Source organism: Candidatus Krumholzibacteriia bacterium (assembly GCA_030748535.1).
GTDB lineage: Bacteria > Krumholzibacteriota > Krumholzibacteriia > JACNKJ01 > JACNKJ01 > JASMLU01.
The window spans coordinates 826,380-846,817 of sequence record JASMLU010000001.1 but is presented as its reverse complement, the minus strand read 5'-3'; the positions used below and the strand labels follow the sequence as shown (position 1 = coordinate 846,817).

The window sequence follows — 20,438 nt, the reverse complement described above, 5'->3', positions numbered from 1 at the left end:
GTCTACGGTCGTTTCCTCTATGTGCGCAGTGATGCAACGAATATCGGTGCGGACAACATCATGGTTCGCATCTACGACGAAGATGTCACATGGGACGACCTGCTGGCCGAAGACCTGACCAATTCAGATGGCACCTTTGAGTTCGACATCGACTGGGATCCTTGCTGGCTTTGCGAGGATGACCCTGACATTTACGCATACTTCGAAACGGAGAATGGTGCGGTCTGGGTGCAAGACGCTACCTGGGAGATCGAATACTCCTGGGAAACGGGAGTACACGATGACTACACCGGAAGCAACCTGAATTTTGGCAGCATTATGTCGGCCGACGAAGACCTTCATCCCGCCATTCACATCAACAACAGCATCGTGAGGGCCTGGCGATGGCTCATTAACAATGAAGGCTACGACACGGATACGGTGGATGTTCAGTGGCCTGACGGATCAACGAGCGCCTGGTACAATCCCTTCTTTGAAGAGATTCATGTATCCACTGACAGAGAGTGGAGGGAAGATACCCATATCCACGAGTATGGGCACCACTGGGTGGAGAATTATGCAGACGTGGACAACTGGCCAGAGTATTGCAACGGCTGGTGTGATACGGAGTACACATGGTGGTTTGATGATTGCAGCCATTGCCAGTGGTGCGAGGAGAATCAGGAGGATGCCTGGGGAGAGGGCTTTCCCAACTGGATGGCGGATGTAATCACTCGAAGCATCAACTCAAACTACTCCAATGGTGTCATCTTTACCCGCTCTCAGGAGACCTTGGCTACTTGCCAAGAAGATCCCACCAACTACCACAACTCCTGGATCACGGAAGGATTTCTGGGGGCAATCTTGCGGGACATCGAGGATAGCGGTTCCGAGGACAACTGGTCTCAGGCAACCCGTACGCCTGTTGCAGATGGTTTTGGAGATGTCCTTTCCATGGGGACCAATGAGATCTTTGATATCGCCGATTCGGTGAACCCCGATGATACTTCCGACTTTATCTGGGGCTTCAAGGCGGCCTACCCCAACATTGCCGAGAATCTCTGGGAAACGGCCATGGAGAATGACTTTAATCTCGACACAGCGAATCCATCCGCCCCTACCAACATGAGTTCTTCCAGCCATCCGGTGGGAACGGATTCTCCGGACGCTACGCCGACCTTCTCCTGGACTCGCTCCACGGACGATGCTTCGGGAGTTGGCGGCTACGGGGTCTACATTACGAGCTCTTGCAGTACCCCAGGACAGACACAGGACATCGGCGATGTGACTAGCTGGACTTCGCCGGCGCTGAGTCCGGGAACCTATTACTTCAACCTTCGTGCAGTCGATCGTTCCGGGCGATGGGGTTCTTCTTCCTGTTACGGCCCCTTTACGATCCGGGAACCGGAACCAGCGAATCTTGAGTTCACGACTCCCTCGGGTTGGAACTACTCGGTAGTGCCGCGGGAGACGGATGATGCTAGCTCGGGTTCGGCACCCAATCCGGTGCTTCTTGAGGGCAACACGGCTTCGACCTACTGGAATCTGCGAGGAAAGAACAGTGGTGAGTCTTCCACATCGGTGGGATTTACATCCCTTCTTACCCTCGACGGCTCCAATCAGGGTTGGTGGGCAAGCTGGAGTTCTATCGGATCCGGGGGGGGCTTCTACGGCATCAACATTGGTCCCGCAAACATCCCTGGTGGACGCCACACCTACGGGTCCGTTCTCGACAGCGATGATGTGATTGCAGAAACCGACGAGACGGACAACCGCTATGCGGCACAGTGGATCTGGTCACCCTATGACTTGAGTGAAGATCTGGCCGTGACCCGTTCTGCTCCTCCGGAAATGGAGGGTGGCTGGGACGACAATGTCGGGGTCAACTGGTACAACTGCGATGGTTTCCGTTTCAGTTCCAGTTCCTGGTGGAATGCAGTTCTCCTGACGGCCACGGACAACGCCGACGACTATGACTGTCGCCTGCATGAGGCTTCCACGGGAGCCGAGGATGGCTTTAGCACTAATCTGGGCTACGCCTCCCGTTCAGCCGGCTACATCGATGCGCTCATCGTCAACCGCAATACTGTTGGCAACCAGAACTGGGATGTTGGCGTGCTGAACGAGTCTGGCGGAAGTTCCGACTTCGAGATCACTCATGTGACCGAGTCTTCCCATTCCTACGGAGACTCCCTGAATGTCACCATGGAGGACGGGGAATACCTGATCCTTCGTGAAGTCGGAATCACCGCATCCAATGTCGGCCCGCTCAGCATCACCCTTCAGGTGGATCCTTCTGAGGGGCCGATTCACATGCGCTGGTATGATGAGGCCTTTGAAACCGGCAATCTCAATGCTTCCTCGGAATACGATGGCACGGATTCCAATGGTCTGGCCCGCATCGATGTGGAAGTGACCGAGTCCGGCTACTATGGTCTTGCCATCTACCGCAATCCCCTGGATGTGAACCGGGGAGCGGTGACCTTCACCGTGGAAGTGGATCTGACTCCTCCGGATTTCCTGCCCTACCAGTTTGCGGGATGGCATTCGCCCCTGGTGCCCCGTCCTGCCGACGACGGGACGAACGATTCCGTGGCCCTGCCGGACACGCTCTACGGCAATGAGGCCAGCACCTATCTGAACATCGGAGTTCACAATGAGAGCCCGACGGGCGCGGACGGGCTTCTGGGCAAGGTCTACTTCGACGGTGTCTACTCCTACTGGCTGGCCTATCCCTATTTCCCCGGGAATGCAAACAGCCCCTTCAACTGGAGCCATGCGCATACGGTCCGGGGAGGTCGTCATACCTTGTCCCTTCGCCTGGATGACGATGAGACGATTGAGGAGATCAGCGAGGAGAACAACATCTACGGGGAACAGTATGTCTGGTCACCCCTGCTGCTGGAAGATGGGGTTCCCTTGAATCGGAGCATCCCGCCCGACCGCATCGGCGGTTGGGACGAGGCTCCTGACGGGACTTCCCTCTGGTACAACTGTGACGGACTTCGCCTGCCGAATTCCGGCTGGTGGCGCGCTGCAGCGGTGCTTCCCAGTGCTGGGGAGGATGTGGACATTCGTCTCCACAGCGCACTGTCCGGGGTGAAGGAGGGCTTCAAGGGCTCTCTTGCCTACTCAGGATGGGGTCCCAACTCCACGGACTTCGTGATGGCAAACTTCAATTCCGTTACGAACCAGAGCCTCGATCTGGGCGTTCTTCGGATTGGGGATGCCAGCGGGGATTATCTCGCAGAAACCGTCAAGTCCGACTACATGGGCTTGAACCCTGCCGGAACCTATTCCGGGTTCCCGCTCGAAGATAATCGTCTGCTCTCTCTCCACGAGATTGGAGTCTCGGATTCCACCTACTATGGACTTCGCCTGGTCAATCACTCCGATGCGAAGCTGGGCGTCAGCGTCTATAGCGCCGACTCAGACTTCCGGGGGAAGAGTCAGGCCATGGAAGGCGCGCTTGCCTGGCTGAACGGTCCCGGTGCCGACGAGGTCATTACCTTTACGGCCGCAGAAGCCGGATACTACTGTGTTGCCGTCTGGAAGGCCGGTGCTCCCGATCTTCATAAAACCGGCACCTACGACCTGCACTTCGTGCCGGGTTACCAGGTGGATGCGGGCGATGCTGCACCTTTGGGCACGGGCATCGCAGGGGTCTATCCTAATCCCTTCAACCCGAAGACCACGGTTCGCTTCACACTGAAGGAATCAGCGGAAGCAGAGCTTGCGGTTTACGACATCCGGGGTGCGCGGGTTCGGCAACTGCAGGGCGGTATGCTCGAAGCCGGAAGCCATCATGTCGAGTGGGATGGAAAGGATTCCTCGGGCGCGACGGTGGCCAGTGGAATCTACTTCATCCGACTGGATGCCGGTGGAGAAAGCTATAGCCGCAAGGCCGTTCTGCTGAAGTAGACGCAGACGGAGTACCTTTTCTCTGCGGGTCGGGGCCGATTGACAGGCCTCGGCCCGCTTTCTATAATGAAGACATCGCAGGGTCCCCTGACTCTGCAGAATATCCTTTCTCTCAAAGACTTACGGAGATCCCATGAAGGTGAGCAGTTTCGAGGAAAAGGTCGGACTGGCAGAAATGCTCAAGGGTGGCGTCATCATGGATGTCACGAACGCCGAGCAGGCTCGTATTGCGGAAGACGCCGGAGCCGTAGCCGTGATGGCACTGGAGCGCATTCCTTCGGACATTCGCTCCGATGGTGGGATTGCACGCATGAGCGATCCCCGCATGATCCGGGAAATCCAGGAGCGGGTCAGCATTCCCGTGATGGCCAAGTGCCGCATCGGGCACATCGCCGAGGCCCGGATTCTCGAAAGTCTGGAGATCGACTTCATCGACGAGAGCGAAGTGCTCACGCCCGCCGACGAGGCCAACCACATCTGGAAACAGGATTACAAGGTTCCCTTCGTCTGCGGTTGTCGTGATCTGGGGGAAGCCCTTCGACGCATTGGCGAGGGCGCGGCCATGATTCGCACCAAGGGGGAAGCGGGAACGGGCAACATCGTGGAAGCGGTGCGGCATCTGCGTTCGGTGGTGGGTGGAATTCGCCGACTGACGCAACTCGATCCCGGCGAGTGGATGGCCGAAGCCAAGACTCTGGGTGCGCCCTATGAACTGGTCAAGCAGGTTGCCGAGAGTGGTCGTTTGCCGGTCCCGAATTTCAGTGCAGGAGGCGTGGCCACGCCAGCAGACGCTGCGCTCATGCGTATGCTTGGTGCAGAAGCGGTCTTTGTCGGAAGCGGTATCTTCAAGAGCAGTGACCCCGAGCGTATGGCGAAGTCCATTGTCGAGGCCGTCACGCACTGGGAAGATGCCGACAGGCTCGCGAAAATCTCCGAAGGCCTTGGCGATGCCATGCGTGGACTGGACATGTCGGAGATTCCCGAAGACCAGGTTCTCCAGACCCGGGGCTGGTAATGAAAAGCATCGGCATCCTGGCCCTGCAGGGTGCCGTAGAGAAGCACGCCATGCATTTGCAGGCTTTGGGCGCAAGCCCGAGGCCTGTTTTGCTACCCGATGATCTGGAGGGCCTCGACGGGCTGGTGCTTCCCGGTGGCGAGTCCACGACCATGAGCCGCCTGCTCCGCACCTCCGGTCTCTTTGATCCTCTGGCCTTCTTTATGGCTACCCATCCCGTTCTGGCTACCTGCGCCGGCATGATCCTGCTTGCCCGCGAGGTGGACCGGCTTCCCTATGAGAGTTTCGGACTGATGGACATTGCCGTTCACCGCAATGCCTGGGGTCGGCAGATTTTCTCTTTTCAGGAGGACATCGACTGGAGGGGCGAAACCTTCCGCGCGATCTTCATTCGTGCGCCGAGAGTGCTTCGTGTATCCGAAGAGGTCGAAGTGCTTGCGGAATTGCAGGGAGAGGCCATTGCTGTTCGTCAGGGCATGTTGACGGCACTCAGCTTCCACCCGGAACTGACCGGGGATTCACGAATCCATCGATGGTGGCTTGAGGAGAGTTTCGAGAAGATCAGGCCTTGAGCGGTTTGCGACCCACGAGCCTTCTTGCAATGCGGACACATTCATACATGCGGGTGCGAAGCGCGCCGATGCTGGCCTCGCCGTATTCCTCGGAAATCTGCCGATAGCTCTTTTCTTCCAGAAACCTCTGGCGAATCAGGTCCTTGCAGGACGCGCTGAGGTCGTTGAGAGCAATGCGCAGGCGGGCGAGCATTTCCTTGCGATAGAGTTGATCTTCCGGGTCGGGATCCCAGGAGGCCAGTGACTCGGGAATGGGAATGTTGAAACGGCGTCGGCGGATCCAGTCGATGGCCCGGGCCGCGGCGATGCGGTGCGTAAGGGATCGCAGATCGTTGCGAATCCTGAACCCCTCTTTGCTGGTCGTGCGAATGAGGCTGAGCAGGGTGTCCTGAACCAGATCTTCCTTTTCATCATAAGGAATGTTCAGGCGGGCGGAGTGCAGGACATCCAGAATCCAGCGTCGAACCTTGCGAACCGCTTCCTCCTCGCCTCGCGTAAAGTCACGAAGAAGCTGATTTTCCCTGTCCGGTTGCTTTTCTGCTACTGCCATGGGGTCATTCTACAGTGAAGCCGACTCGATTCAAAGATAATTCCTAACATCCTTGCTATTCCTGCGACATAAGCCACGATGGAAACCATGAATCATAAACAGTTTGAATCGCTCCTGGTGGACTATGCTCTGGAGCTTCTGGAGCCCGGGCATCGCCTGTCCCTCGAGGAGCATCTTGCCGGATGCGCCGAATGCCGGGAGATGCTGGCCTTTGTGGTGGACCTCAAGGAGCAGATCGACCGCTATGGAGAAACCCTGATTTCGGGACACCCTCCGAGCGAAGAGCTGGTGGACTTTGCTCTTGGCGACCTTGCCTGCACTCCCCAGCGAAGTGCTGAACTCAATCTGCATCTGAAGGCCTGCGAGCACTGCCGAGAAGATTCCGAGCGTGTTCGTCGGGCCATTGCAAAACAGAACCGGATGAGCCGACCCGGCAGGCTTCGCAGTTGGACACATGTAGCGGTTCTTGGAGCCATTCTGCTTTTCGCCTGGATGGCTCTGTATTTCGGGAGCGATATCAAGACCGTGGCCGTCCTCGATCTACCTCCGGAGGTGGAAGCTCGCAGTGGAGAGATTCCGCTCCTTGCCCTGAGTTCGAGCGATGAGGAACTGCCCGTTGCCGTGGATTATGATCCCCGTTCCGGGGGCGGCGATCGCTCGCTTCTCGTATCCGTGGTCAGTCTTCCCGACCTGAAACAAATCTGGAGTAAGCCCGCCCTTGCCTCGGAGCTTTGGAGCGCGGGCGAAAGCAAAAGCCGTTTCGATATTCCGCCATCAACCCTGACATCGGGCTCCTATGAGATTCGAATTCTTGATGAGGCCAGCAAGGAAACCCTCTTTTCCTCCCGCTTCCAGCTTTCCTATGGAGGGAAGGGCAAGGAAACGGGAGGGTTCAGCAAGGCCTTGGCCGACGGGGGCGCGGTTCTGGTTGGTGTGACCGAGTCTTTCGGGGAGGGCGAGCAGGAAGGCCTGGCCATTCGCACGAATTCTGAAGGAGAGACCCTCTGGAGCCTTACTTTCGGCAGCAAAGGCTGGGATGGCATTGCTGATGTGGCCGTTTGTCAGGACGGGGGCTTTGCCTTGACCGGATGGGCGGGCTCTGCCTTCGCGAAACTCTGGTTCCTGAAGCTGGACGAGGAGGGGAGCATTGTTGCGGAAAACCGCTTTGGCACCGAACGGGGCTGGGACAATGGTCGCAAGATCATCGAGACCCGGGATGGGGGCTTCCTCCTGACAGGCTACACCTGCTCTTATGGTCCGGGGCCCTATGCCGCCATGCTGGTGCGGGTCAATGAGCAGGGCGATTGCATCTGGCAGAAGACCTTCGGGGGAGAAGGAAACGAGGTAGGCATCGATCTTCTGGAGTCCCGGGACGGGGGCTATTACCTGCTTTCCTCCACGACTTCCAAGGGCGCAGGGCTCATGGACTGCTGGCTCCTTCGCCTGGACGAGTCCGGCGAAGTCCTTTGGGATCGTACCATTGGAAGCGAGGGCAAGGACTACCCGCGCAGGCTTCTGGAAGCTCCCGATGGGCAACTGCTTCTGGTCGGCAACACTGAGCCGGTGGAAACTTTCAGCGAGTATGCCTGGATCAGTAAGCTGTCGACAGATGGTGAAGAAATCTGGAAGCGCGATTATCCGCTCGGTGAGTTCGCCCAGTTCGTGGATGCCTGTTATAGCTCCGAGGGCGGGCTATTCGTGGCCGGTGTTATTGCCGAGTCACGGGCTTCGGAGACGGACTACTGGCTCCTGAGTCTTGCCAGCGATGGCACGGTTCTCTGGGATCGCCGCTTTGGAGGGCCGAAAGAAGAGGTTCTGTCCTCTTTGAACGAGACCGTGGATGGAGGATTTCTCCTGAGCGGCACGACCCGCTCCTGGGGCTCTGGCGAGACGGATCTCTGGCTCGTCAAGACCGACCCGGAGGGACACTGGGATCCCGATGGTTGTCCCGGGATTGAGGGGCCGGCCTGCTGGCAGGGGGTTTATGCGATGGAGGAGTAGGCTCTGGATGAAGTAGCGAGTGTTGGTAGCACAGAAAGGAAACCCATGTCTGATATCATAGACCGAGTGTGGCCTGAACTTCAGGAGGCACTTCGAGCCTTGCCGAAGGATGAGAATGGAAGGGGCATCCTTGAAGTTGGTTTGAGTTCCAGAAAGAGCGTGAACAAGGTGAAAGTCGAAAAGAAGCATCTGGTTCGCTGCTCCAGTGGGCCAAATAGCGTAGATCGACCGATCCCTGCAGATGACTTCCGTGGATTTGCAAGAGAGGCAATCGAGAGTCCTTCTCGTCAGTTCTGTATCACAGGAGAGGGAATGAAAAGGGCGAAGCATGTTAAGCGGGGGGGGAGAGGGTCGTTTGTCTGCACAGCACTCTCTCTACTTCCTTACTTTGCGTACAGTGAAGGACAGATTCTGGAATATCTCGAAGACAAGACTTAAGGGCAACTGTTGCTTCAGAGTGATCCAGACAGATTGATCACCATAAAAAAACCGCGGCTCCGTAGCCGCGGTTTTTCTTATGAATGTCCTTCCCCCCTACTCCTCCACCGTCACATCCTCGATGCGCTGGTCCTCAAGCGGCTTGTCGCCGGGGTCGCGGTCGCTGGAGACAATCGCATCGACGGCTTCGAGGCCACTGACGACTTCACCGAAGACCGTGTACTGCCCGTCCAGAAAGGGCGCGTCATCGTGCATGATGAAGAACTGGCTTCCGGCACTGTTCGGGTCCTGTGCGCGGGCCATCGAGAGGATACCGCGCTTGTGGAGACGCTCGTTGAACTCGGCCTCCAGCTGCGTTCCCTCGCCACGATAGCTGTAGCCTCCCGTTCCGGGCGCACCACTTGCCCCGGGCTTGGTGTTCGGATCGCCGCCCTGGATCATGAATCCGGGGATCACCCGATGGAAGGTGCAGCCCGTGTAGTAACCGCTGCGGGTGTGTTCCAGGAAGTTCTTTACATGCTCGGGCGCAGCATCGGGAAAGAACTTCAGGACAATGTCGCCGCGGTTCGTCTTCAGGGTTACTCGTGTGTCTGCCATAACTACTTACCCTTCCCGGCGGATCGATCTTCCGCCCACATCGTCTTTTTGGCTTCCTCCACCACAGAGGTTTTCCACTCCTCGACCTGTACTTCATGGACGAACTGGTTCTTGAGGGGGCGATCGCGCTGGTCGCGGTTCGCGTTGACGATCTTGTCGACCACTTCGATGCCATCAACCGTTTCTCCAAAGACCGTGTACTTGCCGTCCAGGAAGGGCGCGTCCGCATGCATGAGGAAGAACTGGCTGCCGGCACTGTTCGGGTTCTGCGATCGGGCCATCGACAGGATACCGCGCTTGTGGGCACGGTCGCTGAACTCGGCCGGGAGGTTCGTGCCCTCACCCTTGTAGCTCCAGCCGCCCATACCATCGTCCTTGGGGTTGTCGTTCTTCGTGTTGAAGTCGCCGCCCTGGATCATGAAGTTCGGAATCACACGGTGAAAATAGGTGCTCGTGTAATTGCCTTCCTTTGCATGGTGGATGAAGTTCTTTACATGCTCAGGTGCCAGGTCGGGGAAAAAGCGAAGGGCAATGTCGCCCTGCTCGGTTTCCAGAATGACCACGGTTTCAGTGGCCTCTTCGGCCGCGAGCGGAAGAACTGCGACAAAGAGGCTCAGGATCAGAATCAGGCGAGAGAACATTCTTGTTCCTCCAGGTTGAATTTGAAGGGCGGAAGATAGCAGTCGAAGGGGGCAGGGTCAAGATGGGGGAGTGCTAGTCGAACACCTTGTCGTAAGCGGCAAGCAGCCGTGGCTTTGAATACTGCCAGGCCAGTTCTGTCTCGACTCGCTGGCGTCCGGCCTCGCCCATGCGGCGGGCTTCTTCTGGATGATCGAGTAGCCAGAGGATCTTCTCGGCAAAGTTGCGGGCCAGGTCGCCTTCGCTGTCGGCATAAAGTGAAGCCTCGCCTGCTGAGAAGCGTCCTTCTTTCAGGTCGAACTGCACGATGGGTTTTGCAAGGGCCATGTATTCCATGATCTTGATCATGGTAGACATGTCGTTCATGGCACTCGGCTTGTCCGGGTTACCGCAGACATCGGCGGTGGAGAGAATCTCGATCAGTTCCTCATCGCTCACGCGACCGGTGAAGTCCACCCTCTCGTCGAGTCCCATGTCCGTCTTCATACGCCGTAACTCATCCAGCCCGGGACCGCCACCGATGCAAGTGAAGTGGACATCGTCGCGACCGAGTTCCTTGCAGTGCAGGGCTGCGCCGAGAAGAATGTCCAGACCCTCCTGCTCGGCGATCGTTCCCACATAGCCCACGAGGAACTTTCGTCCGTGGCGACGGCTCTCCACAGGCTCGACGGGCTGGAAGGTGTCCAGGTTCGGGCCGTTTCGAACGACAAAGACCGAATCAGGGTCCATGCCGCCGCGTTCGATGGCCACCTGTCGATAGGTCTCATTGGTTGCCATGGAAACATCGGCGGCAGCAAAAGTGCGTCGCTCCATCCAGCTTTGCACCCGGTAGAGGAAATCCCGGCGACCGTATTTCGCTTCGTAGAGTTCGGGCATCACATCGTGATGGTCGAAGACATACTTCACGCCGAACAGTCGCAGGCTGCGAGCGATCAGGTAGATGTTGTCCGGTGGGTTGCAACCCTGAATCACATGATAGCGGTGACGGAGGAAGATCCACCAGGCCAGGAAGAACTCCCGAAGGAAGGCCAGCCCGTATTCGAGAAGGTATCCCGCTGCGTCCTTCCCTTCCGGGGGCATGGGGTGTCGCCAAATCTTCACGCCCTCGATCGTCTCCCGGCGCTTTTCGTAGCCCTTGCCCTTTGGGCAGATGACGAAAACCTGGTAGCCGGATTCTGCGAGTGTCGTGGCTTCCTTCCAGACTCGGGTGTCGAAGGGAACCGGCAGATTTTCAACGATGATGAGAACCTTGCGTTTCATCGCTTACCAGCAGATGCCGTCGTAGTTTTCAGCATCGGGAGGATCGCCGAGACGAACCAGGTCCACAAGAATCTGCTCCTGGCCGAGGCGCGAGTGAACATCGCGGAACTCGGGGTCCGCATTGCCGAGGACCAGAACTTCCGCATGCTCGAGAACTTCCTCCATGCTGCCGACCATGAGCCGGGAGATGTGGGGGATCCGCTCCTCGATGAAGTCCCGGTTGGCACCCACCAGACGCGCGACATTTACATTGCGGTCATAAAGCGCCAGGTCATAGCCCTTGCCGATGAGCCTTTCGATCAGCTCAATGATCGGGCTCTCGCGCAAGTCATCCGTGCCCGCCTTGAAGCTGAAACCGAGGAAGCCGATCTTCTTGCGATCCTTTTCGAGAATCATCAAGAGTCCCCGCTCGACCTGCAGTTGGTTGCTTGGCAGAATGGCCGTTAGAATCGGAAGCTCCAGAACGAGGTCACGGGCCATGGAGTTCATGGCGCGGAGATCCTTGGGCAAACAGGATCCGCCGAAAGCAAAGCCCGGCTTCAGGTAGTTGGGCGAGATGTTCAGCTTGGTGTCCTGGACGAAGATGTCCATGACCTCGTGGCCGTCAATGTCGAGCTTCTTGCAGATGTTCCCGATTTCATTGCCGAAGGCGACCTTCAGGGCGTGCCAGATATTGTCGACATACTTGACCATCTCGGCCGATTCGATGCGCGTGCGGATTAGCGGTGCATCCATCTTCTCGTAGAGGCTCGAGAGAAGGTCGCCACTCTGGTTGTCGCTTTCTCCAATGACCGTTTTCGGGGGATTGTAAAAGTCGTAGACGGCGCTGCCTTCGCGCAGGAACTCCGGGTTGTTGCAGACACCGAAGTCCTTCCCGGCCTTCTTGCCGGAGTGTTTCTCAAGAGTCGGAATGACAAGTCCGCGCATGGTACCAGGCAGGATGGTGCTGCGGATCACAACGACATGACGATCTTCTTTGGAAGCCAGTTCCCGGCCGATCGTCTCGCAGACCCGCTCGACAAAGTGCAGGTCCAGGCTTCCGCCTTCGCGGCTGGGAGTTCCCACACAGATCAGACTGAGTTCGCTGTTTGCAATTCCCTCGGAAGCATCCATCGTGGCTCGGAGGCTCCCGGAAGCCACGGTTTCCGCAATAATCTCGCCTACCTGATCCTCGATGATGGGCGTCTTGCCCTCATTGATCAGCGAGACCTTCGTTTCCACCGGATCGACGCCGATGAGCTCATGGCCCTCTTTTGCAAGACAGGCCGCCGAAACCGCTCCCACATAACCGAGTCCGAAGACACTGATTCTCATGCCCACCCTCTCCTTGGATTCGCCGCTTTATAGCATAGTCATAAAAGAGGCTACAGGCTTTTTTCTCTTGCAGATTGACGGATTTCCCGACGGGGGCTAGCTTGCGGGAAACCTGTCCAGAGGATCAAGAATGTCTTTTTACATTACCACGCCCATCTACTACGTCAACGATGAGCCCCATCTCGGCCATGCCTACACGACGGTCCTGGCCGATGTGATTGCGCGATACCACCGCCTGATGGGGGATTCGACGGTGTTTCTTACCGGAACCGATGAGCATGGGCAAAAGGTGCAGCAGGCCGCGGCAGCCCGGGGCGTGGAGCCACAGGCTCATTGTGATGAACTGAGTCCCCGCTTTGAAGCGGTCTGGGAGAAACTGGGAATCCGCCACGATTTCTATATCCGCACCACCATGGAGAAGCACAAGGAAGTCGTGCGGCGCGTTTTGAGCGACCTCTACGAGCGGGACGAAATCTACGCCGATCACTACGAGGGCTGGTACGATGTCAGCGAAGAGCGCTTCTACACGGAAAAGGATCTCGTAGATGGAAAGAGCCCGGCCGGCAATGAGGTGACCTTCATTCAGGAGAAGAGCTACTTCTTCCGGATGGGCAAGTTCCAAAAGAGGCTCATAGAACACATCGAGAGCCATCCGAATTTCATCGTGCCGAAGAAACGCGCGAACGAGATTCTGGGCTTTCTGAAGCAGGATCTGGCAGATCTCTGCATCAGCCGCCCGAAGTCCCGCCTGAGCTGGGGAGTTCCTCTTCCTTTCGACGAGGACTATGTCTGTTATGTCTGGTTCGACGCGCTTTTCAATTACTACAGCGCCCTGGAGTTCGGCTTCGAGGATGACCGGCGCGAAGAGTGCTGGCCTGCCGACCTGCATCTGATCGGCAAGGACATCCTGACCACGCATGCGGTCTACTGGCCGACCATGCTCATGGCTGCGGGGCTTCCACTGCCGAAGACCATTTTGGCCCACGGCTGGTGGCTCTTTGGGGACGAGAAGATGAGCAAGAGCAAGGGCAATGTGGTCAAGCCTCTCGATACGATGGATCTCTACGGTCGCGATGTTCTTCGCTACTTCCTGATGCGCGAGATGACGCCGGGGCAGGACTCCAGTTTCAGCCAGTCGCTGATCGTCGAGCGAAACAACAGCGAACTGAGCAATGATCTCGGCAATGGTCTGAACCGCGTGACGAAGCTGATCGAGAAGCACTTTGAGGCTCGTCTTCCTGCTCGAGGAGAAGAGGGGGAACCCGAACGGGCACTTCGCAAGGTGGCGGAAACTGCCATCGAGGCGGTGCAGAAGGAAATCCGCGACTACCACCCCAATGGAGCCATCCGGGAGGCCATGGAGCTTTCCCGTGCCGTGAACCGCTACCTGGAGCAGCGTGCGCCCTGGAAAGTGATCAAGGAAGATCAAGAGGCTGCGGGCTCAAGCCTGGCCTGGGCTGCAGAAGCCCTGCGCCTGGTGGGACTGCTCCTTCACCCGGTCATGCCCGAGCGTTGCTCGGAGCTTCTGAACAGGCTGGGTGCGGGCGAGCCGAATAGCTTTGCGGAAGAAGCTGTCTGGGGAAAACTGGAAGCCGGCGTTTCCATTCACTCCGGCACCCCTCTTTTCCCGCGTTTTGATCTGGAGTAGTCAGGCCCGCATCAGCAGTTGAGCCTTCCCGGATACCAGAACGGTTTCCACGAGCTCTGCTCCCATCAGGAGGATGGTGCCGAGGACGGCCCCGTTGATCTGGGGATTTGCCAGCACTAGCGGAAAACCGATTCCCATAACCAGCGCAAGCTTCAAGAGACTGGCCAGGGCGATCATGCCCGTGCTTCCCTGATTCATCAGCAGACCCTGGCAGATGGAACGGGTTCCGAGAATCCAGGGCTGCAGGGGAATCAGGAGAATGGCCGGCAGGACATAGGCAAGCATCGACGGACTCAGGAAGAAGACCTTCTCCAGCACCGGTCGCAAGAGAGGAGTCCAGGCGACAAGCACAATAGAAAGCGAAAAGGCCAGCATGGCGAGTGCCCCGAAGCGCATCATCTTGCCGAAGTCATTCCGGCTCTTGACGAGGACAAGGGTCGTACTCTGGAAGGCCCAGAGCGGGGAGGACATGAGAATCAAGAGAGGCAGGACAAAGCCGTAACCGGCCTGTGCGAGAGTCGGGTCTTCGCAGCGTCCGACGATGGCGTTCATTACGGGGCGCATGGACGACCAGGTGACGGCATTGACCATCAGCGGGCCCTGAAATGCGAAGAAGCTTCGCCAGGAGATTGCCCGGTCTTCGCCTTCATTGATTCCCCGGGCATCTTCCCGGATCAGCTTTCTCGCGCGGAATCCTGCGTAAAGAGTTTCCACGGCAATTCCGATGGTGAGCGAAGAGGCGCCTGCAACAGCAGCCGGAAGGAAGGAATAGCCGACGAGCGCAAAGACCACGATGGACAGGGTGCTAAGACGAAGGCCGGTCGAGAGGCTGATGATTTTCGTGTTGCGGTGCCGCATGATCGTTCCATAGAAAAAGGAACGGACGGGAAGCAGGAGGATGATCGGAACCTGAACGAGGATTACCTGCCGGGCCAGAGCACTGACTTCGGGAGTTGATCCCATCAGGGTGGAGATGAGCCTTTCGCTTGCGGGGACGAATCCCAGGGCAAGTTCCACCAGAAAGAGAATGCCCGCCATCTGCAGTCCCTTTTTCAGGAGAGAGGAGCGGCTCTCTGCTCCCACCGCCAGTTTGGCCACCGTACTCTGGAAGGGAAAGAGGGATGCGTTCAGGAAGATCAGCATGCCGAAACCCACGGCATAGGCGGCCAGATGCAGCTTTGCGTCCCCGCTTCTTCCCAGAGCCATGTTGATCAGGGGGCCGGCCAGAGTCATCATCTGGCTGGTCAGCACAAGTGGCCAGTAGAAGTCAAAAATCTGCCGGAATCCAAGCTTACTCATACCCCAGAGCCTCCACCGGATCCAGTCTGGCAGCCTGCATCGCGGGGTAGAGGCCGAAGAAGATGCCGGTCCCACAGGAGACCAGCAGGGCTACGAAAACATAGAGCAGGGGAACCGTAGCGGGAACATGGAAAATGAGGCGGAGAATCTGCCCAAGCAGAAGCCCTGCAATCAGCCCCACTGTTCCTCCGAGGCCCGTAAGCGTGGCGGACTCCATGAGAAACTGAATCAGGATGTCACGCTGACGTCCGCCCACGGCCTTTCGGATTCCGATTTCCCGGGTGCGCTCTTTTACGCTGACAAGCATGATCGTGATCACGCCGATGCCACCGACCATCAGTCCGATGGATGCCAGAATCACCCCGACAAGAGTCAGTGGCCCGGTGAACTTCTTCGTAAAGTCCAGCATCATGTCCTGCGTAGACAGCTGGAAATCGTTCTTCTCCCCGGGAGCAAGCTTGTGATGAATACGAAGCGCGAGTTCGATTTCATCGTTGAGCTTGTCGAGGAGATCGTCCCCGTCGGGAGTGGCCATGAGGCTCGTCATGTCCCGGGCCGCCCAGGGGAAGTGTTTCTGCATGGTGGTGTAGGGCAGGAAAAGGTAGTTGTTCGCCATCGCACCGAAGATGCTCTTCCGGTCCTCCATGATTCCGACAATGGTCAACTCCGTATCCAGGTTGACGCGGAGCTTCTTCCCGATGGGATCCTCCAGACCGAAGAAACTCGTGGCCGGGCCACGGGGAATTACGCAGACATCCCGCCGTCCCGCCCAGTCGGAGGAATTGAGAAAGCGGCCTTCCTCCAGGTTGAAGCCGATCACATCGAGGCAGTTGGGAGCGGTGCCGTCGATTTCCATAAGGGCGGACTTGTCTCCTGGCCCCTGAACCAGCGTACCGAAACTCCCCCAGATAGTACTCTGCTGGAGGGAAGGGCAGTGGTCCTCGATCGCGTACCAGTCGTCCAGACCGAGTGGATTTCGGTTCTTCTGGAGATGGGGATTGCCGAAAGGATCGCCGTTGCTGATGTAGATGTAGGATGACTCGGTATCCCGAATCTCGCTTTCCAGACTCCCCTTGAATCCTTCAATGACCGAGACCATGGCCATCAGGGTCATTACGCCGATACCCACACCAAGAATGACCAGGCCGCTTCGCCCCTTGTTTCCGCGAAGGGTGTCGAGGGCCATGCGGATGTTTTCCTTCAGTCCGGCCCAGAGTACCCGCCCTCCGTGAATCTTACTCATAGCGCAGAGCCTCCACGGGGTCGAAGTGGGCGGCACGGCGTGCGGGATAGAGTCCGAAGAAAACGCCGACGGCCACGGTCAGCACGAGACCCAGCGCAACGCTCCAGAACTGCACTGAATAGGGGAGGGGGCTGAAGTTCGCTATGGTGGCCGCCATGCTGAAGCCCACCAGGATCCCCATCAGGCCGCCAAAGAAAGAGAGTACGAGGGCTTCGATCATGAACTGGAAGAGAATGTCACTCGACTTAGCGCCGATGGCCTTTCGAACGCCGATCTCCCGCGTGCGTTCCTGAACGCTGACCAGCATGATGTTCATGATGACGATGCCCGCCACGACGGCGCTGATGCCCACGATCATCGAAAGTACGGCCAGCAGGAGGTTCTTCACCTTGTCCCATAGCCCCAGCATAGCGTCGCTCGTCTGCAGTGCAAAGTCATCGCGGTCAGCAGGGCGGAGCTTGTGGCGGATGCGCATGGCAGTGCGCAACTCATCCTTCAGCAGTTCCACATGCTCGGTGTCGATGGCCTTGACGGAAATCGTAACCGAGGGATCCCGCCCGTGGCGACCGAAGATCTTGAAGAAACTGGTCAGGGGAATGATGGCAAACTTGTCCTGGTCCTCCCCCAGCAGACTTCCCTTTTCCTTGCTGACTCCCACGATCCGGAAGGGGCGGCCCACGATCCTGAACTTCTTTCCGATCGGGTCCTCGCCGGGGAAGAGCTCTTCTGCCACCCCCGGCCCAATGACGGCCACCGGATGACTTCGATTGATTTCAAAAGGGGAAAGGTGGCGGCCCGACTCCAGTTCGATGGTTTCGAGAAAAGGGTACTCGGCGGTTCGCCCGCGTATGGGAATGTTCCGGAGCCGGTTCTTTCCCCGATTCACTGAGCGATGGCGCTCCCGCCCTGCGCCAAGATAGAGCGCGGAGGGAAGTCGGTCGCTAAGATAATCGAGGTCTTCGAGCAGTACCGGAGGATTGTGAATGGACTTGAGAGCCGCTTTTCGGTCGGTCAGAAACAGGAAGGGATCGATACTCATGAGGTTCACGATACCGCTTCCCTGTTCGAATACTTTCTCGTGCATGTAGACATTCATGCCGTCGATAATGCTGACAACGGCGATGATGCTGGCCACGGCGATCAGGTTACCGGTCATCACCAGAGCCGAACGCAACTTGTTTGCCCAGAGAGTGGCGAGCGCGATGCGAATACCTTCGAGCGGACTCATGACCTAGCCGATCTGGATAGAGAAACCGCGTTTTTTCTTGCCCTTGCCGCTTTCCTCGTCCTCGACTCGTGTCTCCTTCACCTTTTCTCCGTGATGCAGGTTTCTCAGGGTTTTCATGGAGCCGGTGACGATGCGATCTTCGGCTTCCAGACCCTCGATCAGTTCAAAGTGGCGGTCACCGGCGATGCCGGTGAGGACGGGACGGAAAATGGCGCGGTCGTTCCGGATGAGGAAGACGCCCTCCAGCTCTTTCTTGTCCTCTTCAAACTCAAAGACAGGAGGCTCCAGCCCAGCGGCCTGGAGGCGGCGATCGTTTTTCCCGGAATTCTCCTCCAGGGACTTCTTGGTTCGAAGAACCAGGCTCTGAATGGGAATGGAAAGACAGGAGTCCCTTTTTGCGGTCGTGACTTCTGCCGTTGCGGAAAGGCCGGAGCGGAGTCCCTTGTAGCCGGAGTCAAGAGTGACATCGACCCGGAAGTCCACACCGCCGGAGCCCTGTTGTCCGAGAATGGGGCTGTTCGCAATTTCAGTGACCTTGCCGCGGAAGTCCTGGTCGGGGAAGGCGTCGATCTCGATAAGTGCGGTTTGCCCGAGGCGGAGGCGCGGAACCTCGGTCTCATCGACCTCGATTTCCACTTCCATGACCGAAAGGTCTGCCACGACCATGAGAACCTGGATCGAGAAGAGGCTCTCCTGGGCAACTTCTCCGACCTCCGCATTTCTGCGGATCACGATGCCGCTCATGGGCGCGCGGATTTCGGATTTCGCAAGCTTGTCGCGCTGCTGTTCCAGGAATGCCTTGGCCTGGTCGACGCGCCGCCATGCGGATTCCCTCTGGGTCTCGCTGACCCGGAAAGCCATGCGGTTCTGTTCGAAGTCGCGCTCGCTGAGATCCCCGCTCTTGTAAAGACTCTGGATGCGTTTCCACTCCAGCTTCATCTGCTCAAGGCGAGCCTCGGTTTCCTGGTAGGCGGCCCTTGCGGATTCGTATTGCGCTTCGGCGCTGCGAACGGATTCCCGGAACTGGGTCGGATCGACCCGGATCAGAAGATCTCCCTCTTCGACACGATCTCCCTCATTGACCGCGACCTCTACGATCTTGCCGGTCACATCGGAACTGATATCCACGGAGATCTTGGGTTGAATTCTCCCCGTGGCGCTGACGATTTCCGTCAGTTCGCGCTTCTCGACGGCTTCGGTCTCAACAACGGTCGCGCGAGTTTTCTGCTTTTTGACATTCACACTGACGAGTGTGACGACCACAAGCAGGGCCAGCACAATCCAGAACACTTTCTTTTTCATGGAACAGTTCTCCTTGAAGGCAATACCCCTGAGAAGATACGGACTGGGAAGGGATTGTTACAGCGGAAAAGCAGGATTTCTATCCCAGGTCGTAGTCCTTGATCTTCTTGTAGAGCGTGGACTCCCCGATACCGAGACTGCGGGCCGTCTCGCGCTTGTTGTTTCTGAAATGCTGGAGCCTCTGCTCGATGAGGTCTCGCTCGATTTCCTCCAGGGAAGCAGTGCCGCTCACGGCGGTTCCACCTTTTTTGGGGCTTCTCTGGGGGAGAATCACATCTTCCGCCTCGATGAGATCGCCCTCCGCATAAAAGACGGCCTGCTCGACGATGTGCTTCAGTTCACGGATGTTTCCCGGCCAGGCATGGCTCTTGAGTTTCTCAATGGCCTCTTCGCTGAAGTCGAGTCCTCGACCCTCGGGATCGCAGGCAAGAAAGTGCTTTGAGAGAACGGGGATGTCCGAGGGGATGTTTCGCAGGGGTGTCGTCTCCACGCCGATGACATTGAGACGATGGTAGAGGTCCTCGCGGAAGGATTCCTTTTCGATCTCTTCGATGAGGTCACGGTTGGTGGCGGCCAGGATTCTTACATCGACCCGAATGGATTCATTGCTTCCCACCCGCTCGAACTCCTGCAGTTCGATAACGCGCAGGAACTTGGACTGAAGCTCCAGATCCATTTCCCCGATTTCATCAAGAAAGAGCGTCCCTTCGCTGGCGGCCTCAAACTTGCCGGGACGGTCACTGACCGCGCCACTGAAGGCGCCTTTTACATGGCCGAAGAGTTCACTGGTGAGAAGTTCCCGGTTGAGCGCAGCGCAGTTGATGGCGACGAAGGGCTTGTCCCGTCGGGATCCCGCAAGGTGGATACTTCGGGCGACGACTTCCTTGCCCGTGCCAGTCTCGCCCTGGATCAGGACGGTCTTTCCCGAGCTGCCCAGTTTTTCGCACTGCTTGCGAAGCAGCTTCATGGCCTTGCTCTCGCCGATGATCTGCTCTGCGGCATTCGGCTGAAGAGCCACTTCCAGGCTTCGGGTGCGGCGGGCCAGTTGATGACGATCGAGTGCCTGCTCCACGGCGAGAAGCAGGCGGGGACCCATGCCGCCGCCCGTGGGCTTCTCAATGTAATTCGAGGCTCCCAGGCGCATTGCCTCTACGGCAGAGTCCACATCGCCAAAGGCGGTGATCATGAGCGAGGTCACCGGAATGTCCTCTTCTGCCACGCGGGCCAGAAGTTTCAGGCCGTCCAGTCTCGGCATGTTCTTGTCCGTGATGAGAATGTCGAAGGCAGAGCCCCGGAGCTTCTCGAGAGCGTCCATGCCGTCGCTCGCGGTTTCCACGGGGAAACCCTCTTCTTCCAGAAGTTCGGAAAGATACTCGCGATTCAGTTCTTCATCATCGACCAGCAGAATCCTGGCCCTTCGTTCATCGCTCAT

General features: G+C 57.7%; 16 protein-coding genes. 6 read left to right on the top strand and 10 right to left on the bottom strand.

Going from position 1 to position 20,438, the window contains the following annotated elements; all coding sequences use genetic code 11:
- The 3 genes from QGH30_03940 to pdxT all read left to right on the top strand — a co-directional run.
- Positions 1-3,900: FlgD immunoglobulin-like domain containing protein (locus tag QGH30_03940; protein ID MDP7021486.1), on the top strand; the 3,900-nt coding region annotated here is incomplete at its 5' end.
- A gap of 133 nt (positions 3,901-4,033) precedes the next feature.
- Positions 4,034-4,915 (top strand): pyridoxal 5'-phosphate synthase lyase subunit PdxS, encoded by an 882-nt coding sequence (gene pdxS, locus QGH30_03935; protein MDP7021485.1) that lies wholly within the window; start codon positions 4,034-4,036, stop codon positions 4,913-4,915.
- Positions 4,915-5,487, top strand: a complete 573-nt coding sequence (gene pdxT / locus QGH30_03930) for a pyridoxal 5'-phosphate synthase glutaminase subunit PdxT (GenBank protein MDP7021484.1) — start codon at positions 4,915-4,917, stop codon at positions 5,485-5,487. Before pdxS ends, pdxT begins: the two co-directional genes overlap by 1 nt.
- Here pdxT and QGH30_03925 read toward each other — a convergent pair.
- Positions 5,477-6,037 carry a sigma-70 family RNA polymerase sigma factor gene (locus QGH30_03925; GenBank protein ID MDP7021483.1) on the bottom strand — a complete coding sequence of 187 codons (561 nt, stop codon included), beginning with the start codon at positions 6,035-6,037 and terminating at the stop codon, positions 5,477-5,479. The two genes, pdxT and QGH30_03925, sit on opposite strands and share 11 nt — an antisense overlap.
- An 87-nt stretch (positions 6,038-6,124) precedes the next feature.
- Between QGH30_03925 and QGH30_03920 the strand changes: the two genes are divergently transcribed.
- Both QGH30_03920 and QGH30_03915 read left to right on the top strand, forming a co-directional pair.
- A complete protein-coding gene (locus QGH30_03920; protein MDP7021482.1) occupies positions 6,125-8,038 on the top strand; it encodes a zf-HC2 domain-containing protein in 1,914 nt (637 codons plus the stop codon).
- A gap of 45 nt (positions 8,039-8,083) precedes the next feature.
- Positions 8,084-8,476 carry a hypothetical protein gene (locus QGH30_03915; GenBank protein MDP7021481.1) on the top strand — a complete coding sequence of 131 codons (393 nt, stop codon included), beginning with the start codon at positions 8,084-8,086 and terminating at the stop codon, positions 8,474-8,476.
- 96 nt (positions 8,477-8,572) lie between these two features.
- Here QGH30_03915 and QGH30_03910 read toward each other — a convergent pair whose 3' ends face one another.
- From QGH30_03910 to QGH30_03895, 4 genes are all read right to left on the bottom strand, one after another.
- Positions 8,573-9,073: a peptidylprolyl isomerase gene (locus tag QGH30_03910; protein MDP7021480.1), complete on the bottom strand. Its 501-nt coding sequence runs from the start codon at positions 9,071-9,073 to the stop codon at positions 8,573-8,575.
- 2 nt (positions 9,074-9,075) lie between these two features.
- Positions 9,076-9,714, bottom strand: coding sequence for a peptidylprolyl isomerase (locus QGH30_03905; GenBank protein ID MDP7021479.1), 639 nt, complete (start codon positions 9,712-9,714; stop codon positions 9,076-9,078).
- Positions 9,715-9,787: 73 nt separating this feature from the next.
- Positions 9,788-10,972 carry a glycosyltransferase family 4 protein gene (locus QGH30_03900; protein MDP7021478.1) on the bottom strand — a complete coding sequence of 395 codons (1,185 nt, stop codon included), beginning with the start codon at positions 10,970-10,972 and terminating at the stop codon, positions 9,788-9,790.
- Between the two features lie 3 nt (positions 10,973-10,975).
- Positions 10,976-12,286, bottom strand: a complete 1,311-nt coding sequence (locus QGH30_03895) for a UDP-glucose/GDP-mannose dehydrogenase family protein (protein ID MDP7021477.1) — start codon at positions 12,284-12,286, stop codon at positions 10,976-10,978.
- A gap of 130 nt (positions 12,287-12,416) precedes the next feature.
- Here QGH30_03895 and metG point away from each other — a divergent pair, with 130 nt between their 5' ends.
- A complete protein-coding gene (metG, locus tag QGH30_03890; GenBank protein MDP7021476.1) occupies positions 12,417-13,934 on the top strand; it encodes a methionine--tRNA ligase in 1,518 nt (505 codons plus the stop codon).
- Here the strand turns inward: metG and QGH30_03885 are convergent, their stop codons facing one another.
- From QGH30_03885 to QGH30_03865, 5 genes are all read right to left on the bottom strand, one after another.
- A complete protein-coding gene (locus tag QGH30_03885) occupies positions 13,935-15,233 on the bottom strand; it encodes a hypothetical protein (GenBank protein ID MDP7021475.1) in 1,299 nt (432 codons plus the stop codon). It abuts the gene before it with no gap.
- On the bottom strand, positions 15,226-16,476 hold the full coding sequence (locus QGH30_03880; GenBank protein MDP7021474.1) for an ABC transporter permease: 1,251 nt from the start codon (positions 16,474-16,476) through the stop codon (positions 15,226-15,228). Before QGH30_03880 ends, QGH30_03885 begins: the two co-directional genes overlap by 8 nt.
- Positions 16,469-17,704, bottom strand: coding sequence for an ABC transporter permease (locus QGH30_03875; GenBank protein ID MDP7021473.1), 1,236 nt, complete (start codon positions 17,702-17,704; stop codon positions 16,469-16,471). Before QGH30_03875 ends, QGH30_03880 begins: the two co-directional genes overlap by 8 nt.
- Before the next feature lie 3 nt (positions 17,705-17,707).
- Positions 17,708-19,006 carry an efflux RND transporter periplasmic adaptor subunit gene (locus QGH30_03870; protein MDP7021472.1) on the bottom strand — a complete coding sequence of 433 codons (1,299 nt, stop codon included), beginning with the start codon at positions 19,004-19,006 and terminating at the stop codon, positions 17,708-17,710.
- 79 nt (positions 19,007-19,085) lie between these two features.
- Positions 19,086-20,438: a sigma-54 dependent transcriptional regulator gene (locus tag QGH30_03865; GenBank protein MDP7021471.1), complete on the bottom strand. Its 1,353-nt coding sequence runs from the start codon at positions 20,436-20,438 to the stop codon at positions 19,086-19,088.

Coding starts and splice junctions, on each gene's coding strand:
- pdxS (MDP7021485.1), top strand. CDS start 4,034: ATGAAGGTGAGCAGTTTCGAGGAAAAGGTCGGACTGGCAGAAATGCTC.
- pdxT (MDP7021484.1), top strand. CDS start 4,915: ATGAAAAGCATCGGCATCCTGGCCCTGCAGGGTGCCGTAGAGAAGCAC.
- QGH30_03925 (MDP7021483.1), bottom strand. CDS start 6,037: ATGGCAGTAGCAGAAAAGCAACCGGACAGGGAAAATCAGCTTCTTCGT.
- QGH30_03920 (MDP7021482.1), top strand. CDS start 6,125: ATGAATCATAAACAGTTTGAATCGCTCCTGGTGGACTATGCTCTGGAG.
- QGH30_03915 (MDP7021481.1), top strand. CDS start 8,084: ATGTCTGATATCATAGACCGAGTGTGGCCTGAACTTCAGGAGGCACTT.
- QGH30_03910 (MDP7021480.1), bottom strand. CDS start 9,073: ATGGCAGACACACGAGTAACCCTGAAGACGAACCGCGGCGACATTGTC.
- QGH30_03905 (MDP7021479.1), bottom strand. CDS start 9,714: ATGTTCTCTCGCCTGATTCTGATCCTGAGCCTCTTTGTCGCAGTTCTT.
- QGH30_03900 (MDP7021478.1), bottom strand. CDS start 10,972: ATGAAACGCAAGGTTCTCATCATCGTTGAAAATCTGCCGGTTCCCTTC.
- QGH30_03895 (MDP7021477.1), bottom strand. CDS start 12,286: ATGAGAATCAGTGTCTTCGGACTCGGTTATGTGGGAGCGGTTTCGGCG.
- metG (MDP7021476.1), top strand. CDS start 12,417: ATGTCTTTTTACATTACCACGCCCATCTACTACGTCAACGATGAGCCC.
- QGH30_03885 (MDP7021475.1), bottom strand. CDS start 15,233: ATGAGTAAGCTTGGATTCCGGCAGATTTTTGACTTCTACTGGCCACTT.
- QGH30_03880 (MDP7021474.1), bottom strand. CDS start 16,476: ATGAGTAAGATTCACGGAGGGCGGGTACTCTGGGCCGGACTGAAGGAA.
- QGH30_03875 (MDP7021473.1), bottom strand. CDS start 17,704: ATGAGTCCGCTCGAAGGTATTCGCATCGCGCTCGCCACTCTCTGGGCA.
- QGH30_03870 (MDP7021472.1), bottom strand. CDS start 19,006: ATGAAAAAGAAAGTGTTCTGGATTGTGCTGGCCCTGCTTGTGGTCGTC.
- QGH30_03865 (MDP7021471.1), bottom strand. CDS start 20,438: ATGAGCGATGAACGAAGGGCCAGGATTCTGCTGGTCGATGATGAAGAA.